Genomic DNA, 21,930 nt, shown 5'->3' on the forward strand with positions numbered 1-21,930 from the left:
GGAGTCGTCTTCGACAGCTCCTGCGGGGGGAGTGGGAAACATTGAGCTATCATTGCGTCTTTCCCATTTAAAGATTGACTGCCATGACTGCTGTAACCGACACCTTGCTCAATGCCCTCGAACACTGCGGGATGGTGGAAATCGACGGGCTGCATGCCTTTGAATTCTCCCTCGATGAAGACGACAATCTGCACATCGAATGCATGGATGGGCGCAATGCCCTGCACTGGGAATTCACCCCGGCACAAATCCAGGCCGCGACCTTCGACGTCACACTGCAGAGCTGGCTGATCAACGACAACAATGGTGAACACCGACTGGTGTGCCTCGGCGATGTCATCAGCGGCGATAACGACGACGATGAGCCTGCGGATGAATAAGCTCTGGCCGCTGCTGATCGCCGGCAGCATCGGCGCAATGGGCGTTCAGGTTGCATGCGCCGACGACTATCAACTGCTCGTCGGTTCGTACACCGCCGGGCAAAGCGAAGGCATCTATCGGCTGAGTTTCGACAGCGCCACCGGGCAGATCAACGCCAGGCCGCTGCAAGTGATCAAAAGCGAAAACCCGTCCTGGCTGACCCTTTCAAAAGATCAGCGACACCTGTTCGTGGTCAACGAAAATGGCCCGGGCCAGGCCGATCCGGTAGGGCGTGTCAGCAGCTATTCGATCGACCCCAAGAGCCATGCGCTGAGTCTGATCAATCAGGTGCAGAGCCTGGGCAACGAGCCGACGCATTCAAGCCTTGGCGGCGATGCCAGCCATTTGTTCGTCAGCAATTACTCAGTAGCCGAAGACCCGGGTGGCACGCTTGCGCTGTTGCCGATCGGTGCTGATGGCGCGCTCAAGCCCGTGGTGCAGATGAGCAGCCATCCGGCGAGTCGGGTCAATCCCGAGCGGCAGATGTCGGCGCACGTGCATTCGACGGTGCCATCGCCCGACGGCAAGTTCGTATTCTCCAATGACCTGGGTGCCGACAAGGTTTTTGTCTACCGTTTCGACCCCAAGGCCAACCCGCAGCTGCCGTTGACCCCGGCTACGCCAGCCTTCGTCCAGTTGCCGCCCGGAAGCGGGCCACGGCATCTGCTGTTCAGCGCCGATGGCAAACACGCCTGGCTGACCCTGGAAATGAGCGCGCAAGTCGCCGTATTCGACTACCGCGATGGCAAGCTTGAGCAAACGCAGATGGTCGACCTGGCTGCCGGTCAACCGGTCTCCGACAAGGCCGCTGCTGCATTGCACACTTCATCCGATGGCAAGTTCCTCTACGTCAGCAACCGTGGCACCGCCAATCAGTTGCTGGTGTTCGCCATCGACCCGGCGACCGGCCATCTCAAGGAGCTGCAACGCCGAGCGGTGGAGGGTGACCATCCCCGTGAGTTCAGCCTCGATCCAAGTGGCAAGTTCGTGTTGATCGCCAACCAGAAAAGCAACCAGATTGTCGTCGTCGAGCGCGATGCCAACACCGGTCTTTTGGGCGAAACCGTGCAAAAGCTGCCGGTAGACGCCCCGAGCGATCTCAGGTTTTTGCTGCGGCAATAGGCCGCAGGCCCCGGTTTGCGGGGCCTGCGCCGTTCTATCAATGAGGCTGATATGTGGTAATGCTACAAAGCATTTCAAGGCCTCATTCCTCGGGGGTTAAGTTTGCTTCACGGCCCCACCGGGCAAGTAAGCCAACTGACTCCGAGGAATCCAGCATGAACTTCAATCTCTTCTCCGTAATCGCCGCGTCCGCCATCTCTGCCAGCGTTGTGCTGCCTGCCAGTGCCAGCGTTGAAGTCAGCGACAAAAAATCCCACACCCAGAGCTACACCCAGAAATACCTGCAACAAAGCGCCAAGTTCTACGCCGCGCTGGATCACAAAGCCCAACACTGAAATTTCCTTTCTGCAGCCTTTATGCAGGAGCGAAGTCACTTGCCGATCGAGGGCTGACGACTCGAAAAGCGCCGAAGTGATGTCGCTCCTGCATAACGCATTTACGACAGCATCAAATAGCCATCAAGGTATCGCTTGATATCATCTAGCCATCGGTATAAATTTGGCGCGGATTTATTGACTCCTTCTCAAGAAAAGGATCGACAATATGGCGATGCGTCTGGCCGTGGTTTTGCTTTTCCTCTATTCCACCCCTATTTTGTCCGCGGCAGAGCCTGTTTCTGGCGAGCCTGACGCTGCCCGCGAGCGCATGATCAGTTTTATTGAAGACTGAAATAGTCTCCTTCAATGATCAACGAAGTTGATATTCGCTATAGATGAGACTCGTTGGTTCTTCGGGCTGATTTGATTGATTCTGTGGACTCTGAAACATGTCCACGGAGTTCATCATGGCCCATGCAATCATCACTTCTGCCAAACGCGGCGCCTATGTGGCCATCGGTCTTTACCTGGTCATGGTGCTGATTGTCAGTCTTTCGCCGCAGTCGCAACAAACCTTCGAAGCGCCGATTCAGGTCGCCCACCCTGGTATCCAGTTTGAACACCGCGCCCAGCAGGCGATGGTCGATCAGGCTGACCTCGCAGGAGTCGGCGGAGCATGAACAAATGCAAACTCTTGATCATCGCCTTCCTGGCGTTCATCACCAATGGATTTTCCCTGCTGGGAATCGGGCAAGGCTCGATAGGCGGGGTGGCACGGGCCATCGAGGCTAACCACAACATCGCGCGTAACATCGACATCGCCAAGGGCATGGCCGTGGGCATGCTGGCCGGTAATCCGCCGATTGACCCAGAAAGCAGTTTTTTCGGGCCGTTCCAGGTTGATTGCTCGGTCATCGGGATGTGCGAAGTGTTGGCCTGAGTACCAGCGAAATCAATTGTGGCGAGGGAGCAAGCGCCCTCGCCACAATTGCAGTGCTGTCATTTTTTCATGATGGCGGTAAACAGTTCGGACTCCAGAAACCGCTGCAACCAGACCTGTAGATGGCGATAAGGCGTTTGCGCGAACCAATCGCGATCGACATGGGCGAATTGCCGTATGAACGGCATCAGCGCCACATCGGCCAGGCTTGGGTGCTGCGCGAGCAAGTAGTCGCGACGCTCCAGCAACTGATCAAGTTTGTGCAAAAACACCGAGCCCTCGGCGCGATAGGTTTCCATCGGGTGCTCGGGGTAGCGTTCGGCGTATTTGTAGCGGTTCAGATGCACCTTGAAGGTCTGATCGTTCTCTTCGATCAGCTCGGCGATTTGCGCCTGGCCTTGCGGATCATCCTTGAGCAGCCAGTCTTGTGGATCATTCTGCGCCAGTGCCCAGCGCATGATCTCCAGACTTTCTTCGATCACCCGACCTTCGACGCTGAGCACCGGCACCGTGCCCTTGCTCGACAGCGCGAGCATTTCTGGCGGTTTGGCCTTCAGGCTGACTTCTACAATGTCCACGGCAATACCGGCGTAGCGCAGGGCCATGCGCGCCCGCATGGCATACGGGCAACGGCGGAACGAGTAGAGCGTGGTCATTTCACCTCCAGCGTGCTGAGACCGTTGCCTTGGCGGCGAACCTGAATCTGTACCGGAATTCGCTCATGCATTTCCTGCACATGGGAAATCACCGCGACTTTGCGCCCCTGCGCCTGCAAGCCGTCGAGCGCGTCCATGGCCAGTTGCAGCGACTCCGGGTCAAGACTGCCGAAGCCTTCGTCGATGAACAGCGACTCGATCTTCAACGTGCTTGAGGCCATCGATGCGAGCCCGAGGGCCAGGGCCAGTGACACCAGGAAGGTCTCTCCGCCGGACAACGAATGCACCGAGCGCAGTTCGTCACCCATCTCGGTGTCCATCACCAACAAGCCGAGCATGCTGCCGCCGCGCTTGAGGCGATAGCGTCGCACCAGTTGCCGCAGTTGCACGTTGGCGTGGTGTACCAGCAAATCGAGGTTGTAGGCCTGGGCGATCTTGCGGAAGGTGTCGCCGGTGGCGGAACCGATCAACGCATTCAGGCGCGCCCAGCGCTGGAACTCGGCGTAGGCATCGGCGATTTGTCGGGAAAGTGCCTGATTGGCATTCTGCCGACGCTGATCTTCGGCTTGTTCAGCGCGCAGTTCGGCGCAGCGGTGCTCGCTGGCGGTGAACTGCGCCTGCAGTTCTGTCAGCGCCGAGGCGAGTTGTTCCGCGTCGAGGTTGCCGTTGTGCTGCGCTTGATGATCGACCAGGCGTTTATCGCGCTCCTGCAGCAACACCTTGGCCTGCTCGATGGCTTTTTCGCTGTTCAGCAAGCGCTGGCGCAGTTCGTTGACCTGCTGGTCTTCGATACTCAGCAGCGATTCCAGCCCGCCGTCATCCAACTCCGGATGCAGGGCGCGCCAGTCATTGATCTTGCCGCTCAGCTCACGGTCTTCGCTGTCCAGGGCCAGCTGGCGCTGCTGCTGCGCCTTGAGTTCGGCCGCCAGTTGCACTCGCTGCGTGCGCACCTCCTGAAGTTGCTGATTGGCCGATGCTTCGGCGCTGCGTGCCTGTTCAACGGCTTGATCAAGCTGTTGCTGCCATTGCTCGGCACTGGCGTGGGTGCCGAGCAAGCCGCTCAGTGTTTGCTCACATGCCTGTTGCTGCGCAGTGAGTGCGCTGAGCTGTTGCTGCATTGCCTGCAGGTGTTGGCTGCGCGATTGCTGGCGATCCTGTTCTTTTTCCAGGGTTTGCTGGCGTTGCTGCTGTTCGCCGAGTTCGTCGCGCTGCTGTTCGAGTTGTTCCAGGCGCTGGGCGATCTGCTGATCGAGCTGCATGAAGGTCGCCGCGGGATCACGGCGTAAAGCCTCAAGCGTGGCGGCTGGGAGCAGGGTGCTGAAAGCCGCCAGCTCTTCATCCAGCCGCTGGCGATCATTGGCCAGTTCCTTTTGCTGATTGATCAAGTGCTGCGTCGCCTGCTGGCTCGTCGTCTCACTGCTGCGCAGTTGTTGTTGCAGGCGTGCGGCATCCTGTTGCAGGGTCAGCAGGGCGGTTTGCCGTTGCTCGTCCTGACTGATGCTCTGGTTCAGCTGGCTGTTTTGCTGGGCCAGCCAGGCATCGCGTTTGCCAGCATCCTGGGCGAACAATTGGGTCGCCAGCGGATGTGCTTCAAGGCTTGGCGTCAGGTTCTGTTGCTGCGCCGAGAGCGCTTCCTGTTGTTGCAGCAACTCTTTTTGCCGGGCGATCACGCCACCGACTTCAGCACGCAGCTCGGTGAGTTTCTCCTTGAGCAGGTCGACGGTTTTCTGCGCATTGGCCTGTTCGCTTTCGTCATGTCGGCCAAGGCTTTGCAACAGTGCTTCAGGCTGGTGATACGGGTGCTCGTTGCTGCCGCACACCGGGCACGGCTGGTCATCCTGCAATTGCGCGCGCAACTCTTCGACACTGGCACTGCGCGCCAGGCGTTGGCGTTCCAGCAGTTCGCGGGTGACGTTGAGGGTTTGTTCGGCGACCACCAGTTCGCTCTTGGCCTGGACACCATCCTGGGTCAGGCGCTCGCGGGTTTGCTGCGCATCGAGTTGACGCTGCTGGAGATCGGCGCCACGTTTGTCCAGTTCCTGCTGGCTGGCCCAGAGCCTTGTCAGCTCTTCAAACCCGCGCAGTTGCTTGCGATTGTCTTGCAACAGGCTGCCGAGAATCTGGATTTGTTCAGCCACCGCTTCGGGCTCGGCACCGGCCTCTTTGTAGAGCAATTCCAGGTGTTGCTTTTGCCCGGCCAATTCTTCGCCGGCCTGCGCCGCACGCTGTTCAAGCGAGGCCAGTTCTGTCTGGCCCTTGTTCAGGCGATTGCCCACCAGCATCAGTTGCTGCAAGCGATCGCGGTAGGCATGCCAGGCATCGCTCAGCGGGGCCAGTGAGCTGCTTTGCTCAAGTTCAGTGGAAATGCGTTGCAAGCGTTCCGCGACCCGTTGTTGCAGGTCGAGCAAACCCTGGATCGTGCTGGTGCCCTGAGTGCAGGCCGCTTCGGCCTGTCGCAGCTGCTCGGCACTGTGGCTCACGTCTTTGACCAGGCGCGCGAGGGTGCTGTGCTCGTCGAACGCCTGGCGCAGCAACGGGGCGCTGCGGGTGTGTTGGCCTTGTGCTTCGGCCAGTGCCGCCTGGGCCGCGCTCAGGCTTTGTTCGAGCCGAGTCTGGCGTTCGGTCAGTTCATCCTGTTGCCGGGTGTACTGCGCAATCTGCGCCGCCAGCGGTGTGAGCTGAGCGCTGAGCTCGGTCTTGCGCGCGAACTGGTGCCGCTGCGGAGCCAGTTGTTCCAGGCGTTTGAGTTTCAGGCGCTCGCCGCCGAGGCTGTCCCAGTGAGCCTGGGCCGATTGCAGTTGCTCGCTGGCGGCCAACTGATCGTCCTGCACCTGGCGCAGCTGCTTCAGCCAGGTGTCCTGCAACTCCAGTTGCTTGAGTTGCGCCTGCTGCGACTTGAGTTGCTGCTGTGCCTCGTTGAAGCGCTCGTCCAGTTCGGCGCGGGCTTCGGCAGACAACGGCGTCACACCGCTGGCTTGATCCTGCAACAGCTTGTGGGCTTCGCGGGCCTCCTTGGTCTTGTCGAAGGCGCGGCGACCGAGACGGGTGTAGAGCGCAGTGTCGGTGAGCTTTTCCAACAGTTCGCTGCGGTCGTTGTCATCGGCCTTGAGGAAGGCGCTGAACTCGCTTTGTGCCAGCAGCACGGCGCGGGTGAACTGTTCGAAATTCAGGCCCAATGCGGCTTCGAGCTGAGTCTTGTATTCGCCTTTCTGGCTGGCCAGCAGTTGATCCTGATCGATATCACGCAGGCTCTGGCGGCTGGCTTGCAGCTTGCCAGCGGCCTTTTCCCGGGCGCGGTTGGCTTCCCAGCGCGCGCGGTAGCGCCGACCATCGACCCCGACGAAATCCACTTCAGCATAGCCCTCGCCAGTGCCACGGCGCAGCAGGGTGCGCGGGTCTCCGGTGCCGATTTCGCCGTCGGCGTCCGGCACCTTGGCGTCACGGCCGGTGTTGTTCAGGCGCGGTACGGCGCCGAACAGGGCCAGGCACAAGGCGTCAAGCAAGGTGCTTTTACCGGCACCGGTAGGCCCGGTAATGGCGAACAAGCCGGCACTGGCCAACGGTTCGGCGGTGAAGTCGATCTCAAACGGGCCGGCCAGCGAGGCCAGGTTTTTCAGGCGAATTGCGAGGATCTTCATGGCTGCTCGCCCTCCAGCTGTACGTCTTGCAGCAGCTCGGCAAAGTCCTTGAGGGTTTGCTCGTCGACCTCGCTGCCGTAGTTGTCCTGCCAGGCACGACGGAACAGCTCTTGGGGCGTGAGCTGATCGAGTTCGATCAAGGTGCCGCCTTCATCGGTGCCATCGCGGTTGCCGTTGCCTGCGTACTCGGCGGCGATTCGCACCAGGCGCACAGCCTTGCCTTCCAGGGCGGTTTCGATTTGATTGCGCAGATCTGGCTGGGGCTCGTCGAGGCGAACCCGCACTTCCAGCCAGGGTTGGCGCTGGTAATCCGCCAGCAGATCGATGTTTGGCAGATCGGCCAGTTGCAAGATGATTTCCGCCAGCGGGGCCGGGCCGATGCGTTGCAGATTGACCGCGCGCGGGATCAGCTTGGGTTCCACGCTGACCAGGGTTTCGCCATCGAGTGTGATGTCGAGAATCTGGTGCTGGTAGCCAATCTCGGAAAACGACAACGGAATCGGCGAGCCGCTGTAGCGGATGCGTTCTTCACCGTTGACCTTCTGCGGTTTGTGCAGGTGGCCGAGGGCGACGTAGCTGATGCTCGGTCCGAACAGACTGGCGGGCAGGGCTTCAGCGTTGCCGATGATCAGGCTGCGCTCGGAGTCTTCCGACACCGAACCACCGGCCATGTGCGCATGGCTGATGGCGATCAGCGCCTGGCCCTTCTTGCGCTTGGCGTTGGCCGCCTCGATCAGCCACTCATGAACCTGACCAATGCCGCGCAAGTAGTTGTCACCCAAATGCGCCCCCGTGACTTCGGCAGGGCGAAGGAATGGCAACGCCAGGCACCAGGCAACGGTTTTACCTTTTGCATTCGGCAGCGGTATGAGCAAACGTTCGGCGTCGAGTTGCCCGTCATCCAGCCACAGTACCCGGCCCAGCGCATGGGTGCGTAAGCGGCGCATCAACGGCGCCGGCAGTTCGATCCGCGATCCGGAGTCGTGATTGCCGGCAATCATCACGATGGTCAGCAACGGCTGCTGCTCGTGGGCGCTGACGATGAAATCGTAGAGGCGTTCCTGGGCTTTGACCGGCGGGTTGACCGTGTCGAAGATATCGCCGGCGATCAGCAGCACATCCGGCTGATCCAGCTTGAGCTGACGCAGCAGCCAGTCGAGAAAACAGCCGTGCTCGAAATCGCGATCCTGGCCGTGCAGGTTTTGCCCGAGGTGCCAGTCGGAGGTGTGGAACAGACGCAAGGGCGACTCCGCTAAAAAAGGTGATGGCCGCGGGGAAAGATGACGGCGGCGAAAGGGGAGAGAGTTTACTGGCAAAAAAGCACGATCGCACCGCGAACCTGTGGTGAGGGAGCTTGCTCCCGTCGGGCTGCGAAGCGGCCCCAATTCGAACACCCGATGATGATGCATCAGGTTTTTGCGGTTGCTTCGCAACCGAGCGGGAGCAAGCGCCCTCGCCACACAAGTTTTCTGCCATAAAAACGGGTGTTTACTTGGGATAAAGCGGTGGCAAACCACTGTCGCCCACCGGGTCATGAACTCGTTCGGCGATCGGAAGGGTGCGAATCACCCGCCACAGCTCTTCACCTTGCCAGTGCTGGCCGGTTTCGCTGTAGAGCGCGCCGTTCAGGCCGTCGAGGGCATCCGACAGCGGGACGAAGCGGGCGGCCATGTCGGCCAGGGTTTCCGGTTGTTGCCGGGCCCAGGCGTCGAGGGCCTGGCGCGTGGCGTGGGGGTCGTTGGCCTGACAGGCGCGCTTGAGGTCGTCGAGCACGGTGCGCGGGCTCGGGCCGGTTTGCGCGGCGCGCAGGATTGCCGGTTGCCAGCGGGCTCGCCACCACAGGCCGAAGCCGAGCAGGGTGGTGCAGGCCAGAATCAGGGTGCTGAGTTTCCAGCGCCAGAGGGTTTCGCTGTCGACGCTGGCATTGGCCGGGTTGGTGCCGGCCGGCGTGTCGATCATCAGGCTTGGATTGGCCGCCACTTGCAGGGTACGGGCCGGCAGGCTGGTGTGTTCCAGGTGATCTTCAAAGGTGTTCCACCACACCACTTCAACCGACGGCAATTCGATCGAACCGCTTCGCGACGGAACCAGCGCTTCGCGGTCTTCGCGACTGCCGACCAGGCCGCGCTCGCTGTTCTGGTTACCCAGCACCGGTTGATCCGGGTAACGGCGTAGACCGTTGACGTCGGTGCCCGGCAGGGGCGGCAGTTGCGAGCTCGCCAGGCCTTCGGCTTTCACCGTCAGGCTGCGGGTCAGCGAGTCACCGACCTGAACGTGTTCCGGTTCCGGGTTCCAGCTCTCGCTCAGGGTCAGGCTACGTGCCGGCAGCCACGGCAGGTCGGCGGGGTAGGTGATGGGTTTGGCCTTGACCGTCAGCAGGATTTCACTGGAGCTGACGCGCATCAGTTTGCCGGATTTAGGCGATGTCGCCGTCGAGTCCTGGGTGGGGTGCGCATCCACCAGGGCGGCGTTGAAGATTTGCCCCGGAATGATCAGTTCACCGCTGTGCTGCGGATAGATCGCGTAGCGCATTTCAATCACGCCGTGGCGCACGCCGTTGATGTCTTTTTCGTAGGTGCGCGACTCGCCCAGCTGTTCGATGCGCGCATCGGGAATCTGCAACGGCGGCAAGCTGCTGTCGTCGTACAGCGAAACCGAATGGTAGATGCGCAAGGTCAGGATCGCCTGGGCCTGCACGTAGACGCTGGTTTGATCGAGACTGGCGTCGATGAATACCGGGGCCTGTTTGTTCGGATTGTTCTGGGCTTCGCTCTCGACCACTTGCACGGTAATCGGCTGGCTCTGCGCGTCACCCAACGTCAATGACGGGATTTCCACGCTGCCGTTCTGCAACGGCAGCAGAGTTACGATCCAGCGGGTGGTCGCGCGGTTGTCACCATTGAGGGTGTTCAACTGGTTGACCTGGCGCGTGCCGCGGACTTCGAACAGCGGCTCCAGCGGCGTCAGGTCGGGTTTGCCGAACTGGGTGACGTCGTTGGATTCCAGGGTCAGCTCGACCGTCTCGCCGGAGTTCAGGCGCGCGCGATCGACACTGGCGACCAGCTCGGCTGCCTGGACCTGCGAAGTGCAGAGCAGCAGGACGATCATGAAAGCGGTGAAGCGGGTCATCGAGTTTTTCCCTGATCCTGATGTTGTTGCTGTTCGTACCAGAATTTGCGCCTGAGCAATTCTCCCGGGTCATCCGGGATCTGCCGCAGCCATTGCTCCAGCGCCTGTTGCTGCTCGCCCTCGATGCTGTCGCTGGCCGGGCGCATGGGCGGTGTGGTGTGCTGCTCGTCACCCAGTTCACTGCCCGGCACTTCTTTGGCGCCGGGGCGCGGTGGCGTGGTCGACGGTTGTTCCGTTTCGGCGCTGGCCTGTGGGTCAGCGGTTTTCGGTTCGCCGTTGCTCGACGGCTGGGCCGGGGCGCCGGGCGGTGTTTCCTGTTCGTTGGCCTGGGGCGTTTCGTCGGGTGCCTTGTCGGGCTCGGCTGCGGGCGGGGCCGCCTTCTGCTTGAGCAGACTTTCCACCAGGGCCTTGTTGGTCAGTGCCGGACGCAAATCCGGCTGGCGCTCAAGGGCCTGTTCGTACGCATCCAGCGCCGCCTCCAGTTCACCGCTTTTAGCCAGGGCGTTGCCACGATTGTAGTGGGCGTGGGCGTCGTCGCCTTCGGCGAAGCGTTGGGCGGCCCCAGTGTAATCACCAGCCTCATAGAGGGCCACGCCTTGCCACTGATGATCTTCAAAGTGCCGGGCAGCCTCGGCCGGGCGTTTTTGCTTGAGCAGGTGCACGCCCTGTTGGTCGGGGCGCAGCCACAGGTCCTGGAACTCGAAGGCATAACCGGGCTGCGGCAGGGCTAGCAACAGTGGCAGGCACAACAACCAGCCACGGCGACCGGCGCAAGCCGCCAGCAGCAACAGCGGCAACAGCAGCCAGTAACCCTGATCGGCCCAGGTGTCCAGGCGCAAGGTCTGGCCGTCGTTGCGCAAGTTGCGTGGGCCGTCGAGCAAGCCCAGGGCCCGCAGATCCGAGTCGCTTAAACGCGCATGGCGATAGCGCCCGTCCAGATCACTGGCAAAGGCTTTCAGTCCGGGCTCATCCAGGTGCGGCACCAGAATGGCGCCTTGTTCGTCCTTGAGGAAACTGCCGTCCTCCTGAGTGATCGGCGCGCCTTCGGCGGTGCCGATGCCGATCATCAGCCATTGCGTTGATTTGCCGCTCATTGCGCGCTGAATGCCTTGGCGTTCGGCCTCCGAGAGGGATGAGCCGATCAGCAGGATCCGGCCGTCACCCAGCGCGGCCTGATCCAGCAATGCCAAGGCCTTGTGCACCGCCAGATCGGCGCGATGGCCTGGTTCCGGCATCAGCGACGGCTTGAGCGCGTCGAGCAAGTTGCGGCTGGTCGACAGGTCGTCCGACAGCGGCACCAGCGTATGCGCACTGCCGGCATACACCACGATGGCGGTCTGCGCGTCGCTACGGTATTGCAGCAGGTCGAAGAGCTTGCGCCGGGCTTGTTCCAGGCGGTTGGGCTGAACGTCCGTCGCGAGCATTTCCGGGGTCAGCTCAAGGATGACCACCAGCGGGTCGGCCGGTTTCTGACTGAGTTGTTCGACCCGCGACCAGCTGGGTCCGACCAAGGCGAAAATGGTCAGCAGCCACGCCACGCCCAGCGCGATCCATGGCAGTTTGCTGTTGCGGCCATTGCCGCCGCTGAGCAACGCGGCATGAAAGGCCGGCGGCAGGATCATCTGCCAGCGCCCGGCGCGTTTCTGCCGGTGCCAGAGTTGCCAGAGCAGCCAGCCGAGCAGCGGCAGCAACAGCAACCACCAAGGTCGGAACCAGTACGGCCAGAGCGCGCTCATCGGCGCCTCCGCAGACGCAGGCGTCTGAGCCGCTGGCGCCAGTCAGGCAATTGCGTTTGCAAAAACAGATCCTTGGTAAACAGGCGCTGCAGCGGGTTGTCCGGCCACAGTTCACGTGCCACCAGCAACATGCTCAGCAACAGCGCGATCGCCAGTGGCCAGTGATACAACGCCTGGGCCGGGCGAGCCTGGGTCGGTTGCTGGGTCACGGGTTCCAGTTGATCGAGGGTGTCCTTGACGGCTTGCAGCTCCTGGCCATCACGTGCCCGGAAATACTGGCCACCGGTGGCTTCAGCGATTGCCATCAGGGACGGTTCATCAAGGTCCAGGCTCGGGTTGATGCCGAGAAAACCCAAGGTGCCGCTTTGCTCAGGGTCTGCGCCGATGCCGATCGGGTAGATTTTCACCCCCTCCTTGGCTGCCAGTCGCGCCGCCGTCAGCGGATCGATCTCGCCGCCATTGTTGGCGCCGTCCGTGACCAGGATAAGCACGCGGCTTTGCGCCGGGCGCTGGCGCAGGCGTTTGAGGGCCAGGCCGATGGCGTCGCCGATGGCGGTGTTTTTGCCGGCAATGCCGATGCGCGCTTCGTCCAGCCAGACGCGCACGGTGTGCCGGTCGAAGGTCAGCGGCGCTTGCAGGTAAGCCTGGCTGCCGAACAGGATCAGGCCAACCCGGTCGCCTTCGCGGCTTTCGAGGAAGTCGCCGAGCAAATGCTGGACCAGCGTCAGGCGGCTGACGTCCTCGTCCTGCCATTGCATGTCGGGGTAGTCCATGGAACCGGAGACGTCGACTGCCACCAACAGGTCCCGGCCACTGGCGGCAATCGGCAGCGGATCACCCAGCCATTGCGGGCGGGCGGCGGCGGTCAGCAGCATCAGCCACAACAGCAGGAACGGTGCCTGTTGGCGCCAGGCCGGCAGATTGGCCCGGGCCCGGCGCCCGGCCAGGCCTTCGAGGTCGCTGAGGAAGCTGACTTTGAGCGCCGGTTCGCCGCTGTCGGCGACCGGCAGCACGATGCGCATCAGCCACGGCAAGGGCAGCAGGGCAAAGATCCACGGCCAGGCGAACTCAAACATGTTTGCGAATCCAGGTCTCGACCGCCTGGGTCAAGCCCGCGATGGCCTTGTCGTCAAGCTTGCATTCCGGCTTGTAGGCGCCTTCAACCAGCACCATCCAGCGGGTCAGGCCGGCTGCAGGGCAGCGGTTGTCGAGGAATGCCAGCCATTTGCGACCGTTGAGGGTATGGCTCTGGCTGTAAGGGTAGTGATTGCGACACAGGCGCTTGAGCAGGCCATTGAGTTGCTGCAACCAGGCGCCGGCCGGTGCGCCGTCGTATGGCTTGGGCATCAGCGCCAGTTCGGCCAGGGCGGCGACGCGCACCGGGTCAAGCGGTTGTTCGGCGCGCACGACCGGGCGCTTGTCGGGAATGAAACGCCGCAGTTTCCAGATGCCGAAGCCAATGATCGGCAGCAATAACAGCAGTAACCACCAGCCCGGCGCGGGAGGCCAGAATCCGATCGGGGGTGGGGAAATCAGCGGTTGCAGCTGATCTAGACCGTTCATCGGCCTTTACCTGGCTTCTGCGGGTTCAAGTATTCGCGCAGTTGTTCCACCATTTCGCTTTGGGTACTCAAGGGCATCAGCAATACCCGCAGCTTTTGCGCGAGCAACTCCCAGCGGGCAATGCGGGCTTCGGCCTGGGCGCGGTACGTCTGGCGCAGGTCGAAGTTCAGCGTGTCGAGTTCCAGTTGCGCACCGCGTTCGGCAAAGCGCAGCAGCCCGGCAGCGGGCAGGGCGTGGTCCAGCGGGTCGGACAGTGGCAGGAGCAACAGGTCGCAATGCCGCGACAACAGGCTCAGCTGTTGTTCGGCGCTTTCCGACAGGGCGCGCTCATCGCAAATCACGATCGCCAGGCTACCCGGGCGCAATACCTCGCGGGCGCGGCGCAAGGCAATGCCGAAGGCGTCGCGATCCGGCTCGCTTTCGGTGTGCAACGACTGATTGACCCGTACCAGGCGATTGAGCAGTTGCAGCAGGCTTTGTTTGCTGCGTCGGGGTTTGATTTCATAGTGCTCGTTGTCGCCGAACACCAGCCCGCCGACCCGGTCATTGTGGCCCAGTGCGGCCCAGCCGATCAGCGCTGCGGCCTGTGCGGCGAGCACTGATTTGAACATCAGCCCCGAGCCGAAAAACAGCCGGCGGCTTTGCTCGACCATGATGAAAATCGGCCGCTCACGTTCTTCATGGAACAGTTTGGTGTGCGGCTCCTGGGTCCGCGCGGTGACGCGCCAGTCGATAGTGCGCACATCGTCGCCTGCCTGATAGACCCGCACCTGATCGAAATCCACCCCGCGCCCGCGCAGTTTGGAGTGGTGCAGGCCAATCAGTGGGCTGCGTTGGCTCGGCGTGGAAAACAGCTGCACTTCGCGCACGCGATGGCGCATCTCGATCATCTCGGCGAGCGTGATGCGGATGCCCGGTTCGGGCGGCAGGAGGGCGTTCATCGGACTCAAGCGACGGCTACGACGTCGAGAATCCGCTGGACCACACGGTCCTGATCGATGCCAGCGGCTTCGGCTTCAAAGGAAAGAATGATGCGGTGACGCAACACGTCGAACAGCACCGCCTGAATGTCTTCGGGGCTGACGAAGTCGCGACCGGCGAGCCAGGCGTGGGCGCGGGCACAGCGGTCGAGGGCGATCGAGCCGCGAGGGCTGGCGCCATAGGCGATCCACTCGGCCATCTCCGGATCGAACTTGGCCGGGGTGCGGGTGGCCATGACCAGTTGCACCAGGTATTCCTCCACGGCATCGGCCATGTACAAACCGAGGATTTCCTTGCGAGCGGCGAAAATTGCCTGCTGGCTGACCCGGCGTTCGGGCTTGGTTTCACCATTGAGCGCTTCGCCACGGGCCTGTTGCAGGATGCGGCGTTCGACGGCGGCGTCCGGAAAACCGATTTTCACGTGCATCAGGAAGCGGTCGAGCTGCGCCTCGGGCAGCGGGTAGGTGCCTTCCTGCTCGATGGGGTTTTGCGTGGCCATCACCAGGAACAGCGGCGACAGCTCGTACGTACTGCGCCCGACACTGACCTGACGCTCGGCCATGGCTTCGAGCAACGCCGACTGAACCTTGGCCGGCGCGCGGTTGATTTCGTCTGCCAGCACCAGGTTGTGGAAGATCGGGCCTTGCTGGAAGACGAAACTGCCGGTTTCCGGGCGATAGATTTCCGTACCGGTGATGTCGGCAGGCAGCAGGTCGGGGGTGAACTGGATGCGATGGAACTGAGCCTCGATGCCTTCGGCCAACTCTTTGATGGCCTTGGTCTTGGCCAGGCCCGGTGCGCCTTCGACCAGCATGTGGCCGTCGGCAAGCAAGGCGATGAGCAAGCGCTCGATGAGTTTTTCCTGGCCGAGAATCTGCGTTGAAAGAAAGGTTCGCAGCGCGAGCAGCGCTTCACGATGTTCCATCGATGACTGTTCCTGGAAATGGATGGCCGAGGTCGTGATTAATCGCCAGGGCTGGGGGCGTTACTTTAATCCATCGCGGGGGGCGGCGACTAACGGCATTTTGTGCAAAGTGGGGGAAATGGTTGGGGATTGCTGGATTTTTGCGGGGCGCGAGTCTTGGGATGGCTCGCAGGGCCTCATCGCTGGCAAGCCAGCTCCTACAGGTAGAGGCGGCGTGCATGCAATCTGTGCAACACATCAGCCACTGCAGGCGCAGGCTTGCGAGCGATGGGGCCTTCGAAGCCGCCCCATCTCTCGCTGCTGTACCCGATCCACTGTAGGAGCTGGCTTGCCAGCGATGGGGCCTTCACAGCCGCCCCATCTCTTGCTGCTGTACCTGATTCCCTGTAGGAGCTGGCTTGCCAGCGATGGGGCCTTCACAGCCGCCCCATCTCTCGCTGCTGTACCCGATCCTCTGTAGGCGCTGACTTGCCAGCGATGGGGCCTTCACAGCCGCCCCATCTCTCGCTGCTGTACCCGATCCACTGTAGGAGCTGGCTTGCCAGCGATGGGGCCTTCACAGCCGCCCCGTCTCTCGCTGCTGTACCCGATCCACTGTAGGAGCTGGCTTGCCAGCGATGGGGCCGGTTCAGGTGCCCTCAAATCTGGCTGATGAAGGTCCCGGTGCCGTCAAGGATGTTCTTCAGGGTCTCTGCAACTTCATCCATATCCACCATATCCGGGTTGAAGGTGATCTCCAGCACATCATCTCCATTCAACGCATCGGCATCCGCCGCCGCAATTTCAATCTTCAGCAGCGTAGGGCTCAACGTGACCTTCACGCCATCGAGGGTCGAAGGCTCGCCGTCCAGGGTGATTTCCAGCTCGTCCTCGTCCGGATAGCGGCTCATCAGGAACATTTCGCCCTTGTCGCTGTGGCAGCAGAGCATGGCCATGTTGTCTTCCTCGTCGTCGCACGGGTTGACGATCAAGAGGGCGGTGGTCATTTGCATGGGGATTTCCTGGCTCGGCGAGCGTTGTAAAGGCGAACAAACGGCGATTCTGCCAGCCCACGCACATTTATGCTCGTCCGAGTGTCAGAGGATGTGTCGTGAACGAGGGAAGTGTTGCTGGTCATTTCTGGTACGCATGTCCCGTAAAACCGGACGGAAAACCGTCATTTTCCTGTGCGAATGCTAGTGTTGTTCGATGCGTGTGCCTGAAGCTGCGTGCCGTTGACCGAATATGTCGCAGCACCGCAAGCACGGGCCTTGCCGCACTCGTTAAGCTGCGCAACGGATGAGCACCCGTAAAGACATTGCGCTGACCGCAGCCAGTCGTTTTTGCAGATGCCCATTCACGGAAGGTGAATGTGACCCGAGTGTCTCGTCCAGCTTCACCCACCTGTCACCCTGTTTCCTCTGCCCGAGAATCAGGAACCGGGTGACGGACCGCCCCGAAAGGGGTTTTGCACGCGACGCTTCCATCAATAACAAGCCCAAGCGGAGTACCACAGATGGCGTTCTTCACCGCAGCCAGCAAAGCCGACTTCCAGCACCAACTGCAAGCGGCACTGGCGCAGCACATCAGTGAACAGGCACTGCCACAAGTGGCGCTGTTCGCTGAACAATTCTTCGGCATCATTTCCCTGGACGAACTGACCCAGCGTCGGTTGTCCGACCTCGCTGGCTGTACCCTTTCTGCGTGGCGCCTGCTTGAGCGCTTCGATCACGCGCAACCGCAAGTGCGCGTCTATAACCCCGATTACGAGCGCCATGGCTGGCAGTCGACCCACACCGCGGTCGAAGTGCTGCACCACGACCTGCCATTTTTGGTGGACTCGGTGCGTACCGAGCTGAACCGTCGCGGCTACAGCATCCACACCCTGCAGACCACCGTGCTGAGCGTGCGTCGCGGCAGCAAGGGCGAGTTGCTGGAAATCCTGCCAAAAGGCACCCAGGGCGACGACGTGCTGCAAGAGTCGTTGATGTACCTGGAAATCGACCGTTGCGCCAACACCGCTGAATTGAACGTGCTGAGCAAAGAACTGGAGCAAGTGCTCGATGAAGTGCGCGTTGCGGTGGCCGATTTTGAGCCGATGAAAGCCAAGGTCCAGGAAATCCTGAACAACCTGGACAGCAGCAAGTTCGCCGTCGATGGTGACGAAAAAGCTGAGATCAAAAGCTTCCTGGAATGGCTGGTGGGCAACCACTTCACCTTCCTGGGCTACGAAGAATTTGTTGTTCGCGATGAAGCCGATGGCGGTCACATTGTTTACGACCAGGACTCCTTCCTCGGCCTGACCAAATTGCTGCGCGCCGGCCTGACCTACGATGACCTGCGCATCGAAGACTACGCCGTGAACTACCTGCGCGAACCGACCCTGCTGTCGTTCGCCAAGGCCGCACACCCAAGCCGTGTACACCGTCCGGCTTACCCGGACTACGTGTCGATCCGTGAAATCGACGCCGACGGCAACGTCATCAAGGAATGCCGTTTCATGGGCCTGTACACCTCCTCGGTGTATGGCGAGAGCGTGCGGGTCATCCCGTACATCCGCCGCAAGGTCGCGGAAATCGAACGCCGCTCCGGCTTCCAGGCCAAGGCTCACCTGGGCAAAGAGTTGGCGCAGGTGGTTGAAGTGCTGCCACGCGACGATCTGTTCCAGACGCCGGTGGACGAGCTGTTCAGCACCGTGATGTCGATCGTGCAGATCCAGGAACGCAACAAGATCCGCGTGTTCCTGCGCAAAGACCCGTACGGCCGTTTCTGCTACTGCCTGGCCTACGTGCCGCGCGACATCTACTCCACCGAAGTGCGCCAGAAGATCCAGCAAGTGCTGATGGATCGCCTGAAAGCCTCGGACTGCGAATTCTGGACCTTCTTCTCCGAGTCCGTGCTGGCCCGCGTTCAACTGATCCTGCGCGTTGACCCGAAAAACCGCATCGACATCGACCCGCAGCAGCTGGAAAACGAAGTGATCCAGGCCTGCCGCAGCTGGCAGGACGATTACTCCGCGCTGACCGTCGAGACCTTCGGCGAAGCCCATGGCACCAACGTGCTGGCCGACTTCCCGAAAGGCTTCCCGGCGGGTTACCGCGAGCGTTTCGCAGCCCACTCGGCTGTGGTCGACATGCAGCACCTGCTGAACCTCAGCGAGAAAAATCCGCTGGTCATGAGCTTCTATCAGCCGCTGGGCCAGGTGTCCGGCCAGCGTGAGCTGCATTGCAAGCTGTACCACGCCGATACCCCGCTGGCACTGTCCGACGTGTTGCCAATCCTGGAAAACCTAGGCCTGCGCGTCCTGGGTGAATTCCCGTACCGCCTGCGTCACACCAATGGCCGCGAGTTCTGGATTCATGACTTCGCGTTCACCGCGGCCGAAGGCCTGGACCTGGACATCCAGCAACTCAACGACACCCTGCAGGACGCGTTCGTCCACATCGTCCGTGGCGATGCCGAGAACGATGCGTTCAACCGCCTGGTGCTGACTGCCGGCCTGCCTTGGCGTGACGTGGCGCTGCTGCGTGCCTACGCCCGCTACCTGAAGCAGATTCGCCTGGGCTTCGACCTGGGCTACATCGCCAGCACTTTGAACAACCACACCGACATCGCTCGCGAATTGACCCGGTTGTTCAAGACCCGTTTCTACCTGGCGCGCAAGCTGACCGGCGATGACCTGGACGACAAGCAACAACGTCTGGAGCACGCGATCCTGACGGCGCTGGACGACGTTCAGGTGTTGAACGAAGACCGCATCCTGCGTCGCTACCTTGACCTGATCAAGGCGACCCTGCGGACCAACTTCTACCAGACCGATGCCAACGGCCAGAACAAGTCGTACTTCAGCTTCAAGTTCAACCCGCACTTGATCCCTGAACTGCCGAAGCCGGTGCCGAAGTTCGAAATCTTCGTCTACTCGCCGCGCGTTGAAGGCGTGCACCTGCGCTTCGGTAACGTTGCCCGCGGTGGTCTGCGCTGGTCCGACCGTGAAGAAGACTTCCGTACCGAAGTCCTCGGCCTGGTAAAAGCCCAACAAGTGAAGAACTCGGTCATCGTACCGGTGGGCGCGAAGGGCGGCTTCTTGCCGCGCCGCCTGCCACTGGGCGGCAGCCGAGACGAGATCGCGGCCGAAGGCGTTGCGTGCTACCGCATCTTCATTTCGGGTCTGTTGGACATCACCGACAACCTGAAAGACGGCGCGCTGGTACCACCGGCCAACGTCGTGCGTCATGACGACGATGACCCGTACCTGGTGGTCGCGGCGGACAAAGGCACTGCAACCTTCTCCGACATCGCCAACGGCATCGCCATCGACTACGGCTTCTGGCTGGGTGACGCGTTCGCGTCCGGTGGTTCGGCCGGTTACGACCACAAGAAAATGGGCATCACCGCCAAGGGCGCGTGGGTTGGCGTACAGCGCCACTTCCGCGAACGCGGGATCAATGTCCAGGAAGACAGCATCACTGTCGTGGGCGTCGGCGACATGGCCGGTGACGTGTTCGGTAACGGCTTGCTGATGTCCGACAAGCTGCAACTGGTTGCCGCGTTCAACCACCTGCACATCTTCATCGACCCGAACCCGAACCCGGCGACCAGCTTCGTCGAGCGTCAGCGTCTGTTCGACCTGCCGCGTTCGGCCTGGTCGGATTACGACACCAGCATCATGTCCGAAGGTGGCGGTATCTTCTCGCGCAGCGCGAAGAGCATCGCGATCTCCCCGCAGATGCAGGAACGCTTCGACATCAAGGCTGAGAAGCTGACCCCGACCGAACTGCTGAACGCCTTGCTCAAGGCACCGGTGGATCTGTTGTGGAACGGCGGTATCGGGACTTACGTCAAGGCCAGCAGCGAAAGCCACGCCGATGTCGGCGACAAGGCCAACGATGCACTGCGCGTGAACGGCAACGAACTGCGCTGCAAAGTCGTGGGCGAGGGCGGTAACCTCGGCATGACCCAATTGGGTCGTGTGGAATTCGGTATCAATGGCGGCGGTTCCAACACCGACTTCATCGATAACGCCGGTGGTGTGGACTGCTCCGACCACGAAGTGAACATCAAGATCCTGCTGAACGAAGTGGTTCAGGCCGGCGACATGACCGACAAGCAACGCAACCAGTTGCTGGCGAGCATGACCGACGAAGTCGGTGGTCTGGTGCTGGGCAACAACTACAAGCAGACTCAGGCGCTGTCCCTGGCAGCCCGTCGCGCCTTGCCGCGGATTGCCGAATACAAGCGTCTGATGAACGATCTGGAAGGCCGCGGCAAGCTGGATCGCGCCATCGAGTTCCTGCCGTCGGAAGAAGCACTCAACGAACGCATTGCCGAAGGCCATGGCCTGACCCGTGCCGAGTTGTCGGTGCTGATCTCCTACAGCAAGATCGACCTCAAGGAGCAGCTGCTGGGTTCCCTGGTGCCGGACGACGACTACCTGACCCGCGACATGGAAACCGCTTTCCCGCCGACCCTGGTGAGCAAGTTCTCCGAAGCCATGCGCCGTCACCGTCTGAAGCGTGAAATCGTCAGCACGCAGATCGCCAACGATCTGGTGAACCACATGGGCATCACCTTCGTTCAGCGACTCAAAGAGTCGACCGGCATGAGCCCGGCGAACGTGGCGGGCGCTTATGTGATCGTGCGCGACATTTTCCATCTCCCGCACTGGTTCCGTCAGATCGAAGCCCTGGATTACCAGGTCTCCGCTGATGTGCAACTGGAGCTGATGGACGAGCTGATGCGTCTGGGCCGTCGCGCTACGCGCTGGTTCCTGCGTGCCCGTCGCAACGAGCAGAACGCTGCCCGTGACGTCGCCCACTTCGGTCCGCACCTGAAGGAGCTGGGGCTGAAGCTCGACGAACTGCTCAGTGGCGAAATCCGCGAAACCTGGCAGACCCGCTATCAGGCCTACGTCGAAGCCGGTGTGCCGGAGTTGCTGGCGCGTATGGTGGCTGGCACTTCGCACCTGTACACCCTGCTGCCGATCATCGAGGCGTCCGACGTGACTGGCCAGGATCCGGCTGAAGTGGCCAAGGCTTACTTCGCCGTGGGCAGTGCGCTGGACATCACCTGGTACATGCAACAGATCAGCGCGTTGCCGGTTGAAAACAACTGGCAGGCCCTGGCCCGTGAAGCGTTCCGTGATGATGTGGACTGGCAGCAACGCGCGATCACTATCTCGGTCCTGCAACAGGGCGACGGCACTCAGGACGTTGAAGCACGCCTGGCGCTGTGGATGGCGCAGCACGAGAGCATGATCGAACGCTGGCGCGCCATGCTGGTGGAAATCCGTGCCGCCAGCGGCACTGACTACGCCATGTACGCGGTGGCCAACCGTGAACTGCTGGACCTGGCGTTGAGCGGGCAAGCGGTGGTGGCACCGGCCACGGCCAACGCCGAGCTTGAGCTGGCTTAAGTCAGCGTTGAATGAAAAAGCCCCGCATTGAGAGATGCGGGGCTTTTTTTTGCTTCACGGGAAAACAGACAATGCAGAACCTGTAGGAGCCAGCAAGCCGGCTCCCACAAGT

Annotated in this window: 17 protein-coding genes; 7 read left to right on the top strand and 10 right to left on the bottom strand. The window is 61.4% G+C overall.

Going from position 1 to position 21,930, the window contains the following annotated elements:
- The first annotated feature begins 83 nt into the window (after positions 1-83).
- The 6 genes from KHO07_RS12410 (at position 84) to KHO07_RS12430 (ending at position 2,799) form a co-directional block, all read left to right on the top strand.
- The gene (locus KHO07_RS12410; RefSeq protein ID WP_150734344.1) at positions 84-380 is read left to right on the top strand and encodes a DUF5629 family protein; all 297 of its coding nucleotides are present in this window, start codon (positions 84-86) and stop codon (positions 378-380) included.
- The gene (locus tag KHO07_RS12415) at positions 373-1,542 is read left to right on the top strand and encodes a lactonase family protein (protein ID WP_212627344.1); all 1,170 of its coding nucleotides are present in this window, start codon (positions 373-375) and stop codon (positions 1,540-1,542) included. Before KHO07_RS12410 ends, KHO07_RS12415 begins: the two co-directional genes overlap by 8 nt.
- A 155-nt stretch (positions 1,543-1,697) precedes the next feature.
- Entirely contained in the window at positions 1,698-1,877 is a 180-nt protein-coding gene (locus KHO07_RS12420) for a hypothetical protein (protein ID WP_150734342.1), read from the top strand.
- 208 nt (positions 1,878-2,085) lie between these two features.
- Complete coding sequence (locus tag KHO07_RS29380) at positions 2,086-2,211, top strand: hypothetical protein (RefSeq protein WP_263597127.1); 126 nt, start codon at positions 2,086-2,088, stop codon at positions 2,209-2,211.
- A 115-nt stretch (positions 2,212-2,326) separates the two neighbouring features.
- The gene (locus tag KHO07_RS12425) at positions 2,327-2,539 is read left to right on the top strand and encodes a hypothetical protein (RefSeq protein ID WP_212627345.1); all 213 of its coding nucleotides are present in this window, start codon (positions 2,327-2,329) and stop codon (positions 2,537-2,539) included.
- Entirely contained in the window at positions 2,536-2,799 is a 264-nt protein-coding gene (locus KHO07_RS12430) for a hypothetical protein (RefSeq protein ID WP_212627346.1), read from the top strand. Before KHO07_RS12425 ends, KHO07_RS12430 begins: the two co-directional genes overlap by 4 nt.
- 59 nt (positions 2,800-2,858) lie before the next feature.
- Here the strand turns inward: KHO07_RS12430 and KHO07_RS12435 are convergent, their stop codons facing one another.
- The 10 genes from KHO07_RS12435 to KHO07_RS12480 all read right to left on the bottom strand — a co-directional run bounded on the left by KHO07_RS12435 (position 2,859) and on the right by KHO07_RS12480 (position 16,419).
- Positions 2,859-3,455, bottom strand: coding sequence for a glutathione S-transferase (locus tag KHO07_RS12435; RefSeq protein ID WP_150734339.1), 597 nt, complete (start codon positions 3,453-3,455; stop codon positions 2,859-2,861).
- Entirely contained in the window at positions 3,452-7,093 is a 3,642-nt protein-coding gene (locus tag KHO07_RS12440; protein WP_212627347.1) for an AAA family ATPase, read from the bottom strand. The genes KHO07_RS12435 and KHO07_RS12440 overlap by 4 nt, the downstream gene beginning before the upstream one ends.
- Positions 7,090-8,334 carry an exonuclease SbcCD subunit D C-terminal domain-containing protein gene (locus tag KHO07_RS12445; protein ID WP_212627348.1) on the bottom strand — a complete coding sequence of 415 codons (1,245 nt, stop codon included), beginning with the start codon at positions 8,332-8,334 and terminating at the stop codon, positions 7,090-7,092. Before KHO07_RS12445 ends, KHO07_RS12440 begins: the two co-directional genes overlap by 4 nt.
- 247 nt (positions 8,335-8,581) lie before the next feature.
- Positions 8,582-10,222, bottom strand: a complete 1,641-nt coding sequence (locus KHO07_RS12450; protein WP_212627349.1) for a BatD family protein — start codon at positions 10,220-10,222, stop codon at positions 8,582-8,584.
- A complete protein-coding gene (locus KHO07_RS12455; RefSeq protein WP_212627350.1) occupies positions 10,219-11,958 on the bottom strand; it encodes a tetratricopeptide repeat protein in 1,740 nt (579 codons plus the stop codon). The genes KHO07_RS12450 and KHO07_RS12455 overlap by 4 nt, the downstream gene beginning before the upstream one ends.
- The gene (locus KHO07_RS12460; RefSeq protein WP_212627351.1) at positions 11,955-13,034 is read right to left on the bottom strand and encodes a VWA domain-containing protein; all 1,080 of its coding nucleotides are present in this window, start codon (positions 13,032-13,034) and stop codon (positions 11,955-11,957) included. The genes KHO07_RS12455 and KHO07_RS12460 overlap by 4 nt, the downstream gene beginning before the upstream one ends.
- The gene (locus tag KHO07_RS12465; RefSeq protein WP_212627352.1) at positions 13,027-13,521 is read right to left on the bottom strand and encodes a DUF4381 domain-containing protein; all 495 of its coding nucleotides are present in this window, start codon (positions 13,519-13,521) and stop codon (positions 13,027-13,029) included. The genes KHO07_RS12460 and KHO07_RS12465 overlap by 8 nt, the downstream gene beginning before the upstream one ends.
- Positions 13,518-14,462, bottom strand: coding sequence for a DUF58 domain-containing protein (locus KHO07_RS12470; RefSeq protein ID WP_075945143.1), 945 nt, complete (start codon positions 14,460-14,462; stop codon positions 13,518-13,520). Before KHO07_RS12470 ends, KHO07_RS12465 begins: the two co-directional genes overlap by 4 nt.
- Positions 14,463-14,467: 5 nt before the next feature.
- The gene (locus KHO07_RS12475) at positions 14,468-15,427 is read right to left on the bottom strand and encodes a MoxR family ATPase (RefSeq protein ID WP_003218556.1); all 960 of its coding nucleotides are present in this window, start codon (positions 15,425-15,427) and stop codon (positions 14,468-14,470) included.
- A gap of 638 nt (positions 15,428-16,065) precedes the next feature.
- On the bottom strand, positions 16,066-16,419 hold the full coding sequence (locus KHO07_RS12480) for a hypothetical protein (protein WP_212627353.1): 354 nt from the start codon (positions 16,417-16,419) through the stop codon (positions 16,066-16,068).
- A 503-nt stretch (positions 16,420-16,922) separates the two neighbouring features.
- Between KHO07_RS12480 and KHO07_RS12485 the strand changes: the two genes are divergently transcribed.
- Entirely contained in the window at positions 16,923-21,818 is a 4,896-nt protein-coding gene (locus tag KHO07_RS12485; protein WP_212627354.1) for an NAD-glutamate dehydrogenase, read from the top strand.
- Positions 21,819-21,930: the final 112 nt, after the last annotated feature.

Source organism: Pseudomonas sp. PP3 (genome assembly GCF_905336995.1).
GTDB lineage: Bacteria > Pseudomonadota > Gammaproteobacteria > Pseudomonadales > Pseudomonadaceae > Aquipseudomonas > Aquipseudomonas reinekei.

Bases quoted from the DNA above. Each gene is read 5' to 3' on its own strand.
- KHO07_RS12460 (WP_212627351.1), bottom strand. From the start codon at position 13,034: ATGTTTGAGTTCGCCTGGCCGTGGATCTTTGCCCTGCTGCCCTTGCCG.
- KHO07_RS12465 (WP_212627352.1), bottom strand. From the start codon at position 13,521: ATGAACGGTCTAGATCAGCTGCAACCGCTGATTTCCCCACCCCCGATC.
- KHO07_RS12425 (WP_212627345.1), top strand. From the start codon at position 2,327: ATGGCCCATGCAATCATCACTTCTGCCAAACGCGGCGCCTATGTGGCC.
- KHO07_RS12470 (WP_075945143.1), bottom strand. From the start codon at position 14,462: ATGAACGCCCTCCTGCCGCCCGAACCGGGCATCCGCATCACGCTCGCC.
- KHO07_RS12420 (WP_150734342.1), top strand. From the start codon at position 1,698: ATGAACTTCAATCTCTTCTCCGTAATCGCCGCGTCCGCCATCTCTGCC.
- KHO07_RS12430 (WP_212627346.1), top strand. From the start codon at position 2,536: ATGAACAAATGCAAACTCTTGATCATCGCCTTCCTGGCGTTCATCACC.
- KHO07_RS12475 (WP_003218556.1), bottom strand. From the start codon at position 15,427: ATGGAACATCGTGAAGCGCTGCTCGCGCTGCGAACCTTTCTTTCAACG.
- KHO07_RS12480 (WP_212627353.1), bottom strand. From the start codon at position 16,419: ATGCAAATGACCACCGCCCTCTTGATCGTCAACCCGTGCGACGACGAG.
- KHO07_RS12410 (WP_150734344.1), top strand. From the start codon at position 84: ATGACTGCTGTAACCGACACCTTGCTCAATGCCCTCGAACACTGCGGG.
- KHO07_RS12415 (WP_212627344.1), top strand. From the start codon at position 373: ATGAATAAGCTCTGGCCGCTGCTGATCGCCGGCAGCATCGGCGCAATG.
- KHO07_RS12450 (WP_212627349.1), bottom strand. From the start codon at position 10,222: ATGACCCGCTTCACCGCTTTCATGATCGTCCTGCTGCTCTGCACTTCG.
- KHO07_RS29380 (WP_263597127.1), top strand. From the start codon at position 2,086: ATGGCGATGCGTCTGGCCGTGGTTTTGCTTTTCCTCTATTCCACCCCT.
- KHO07_RS12485 (WP_212627354.1), top strand. From the start codon at position 16,923: ATGGCGTTCTTCACCGCAGCCAGCAAAGCCGACTTCCAGCACCAACTG.
- KHO07_RS12435 (WP_150734339.1), bottom strand. From the start codon at position 3,455: ATGACCACGCTCTACTCGTTCCGCCGTTGCCCGTATGCCATGCGGGCG.
- KHO07_RS12440 (WP_212627347.1), bottom strand. From the start codon at position 7,093: ATGAAGATCCTCGCAATTCGCCTGAAAAACCTGGCCTCGCTGGCCGGC.
- KHO07_RS12455 (WP_212627350.1), bottom strand. From the start codon at position 11,958: ATGAGCGCGCTCTGGCCGTACTGGTTCCGACCTTGGTGGTTGCTGTTG.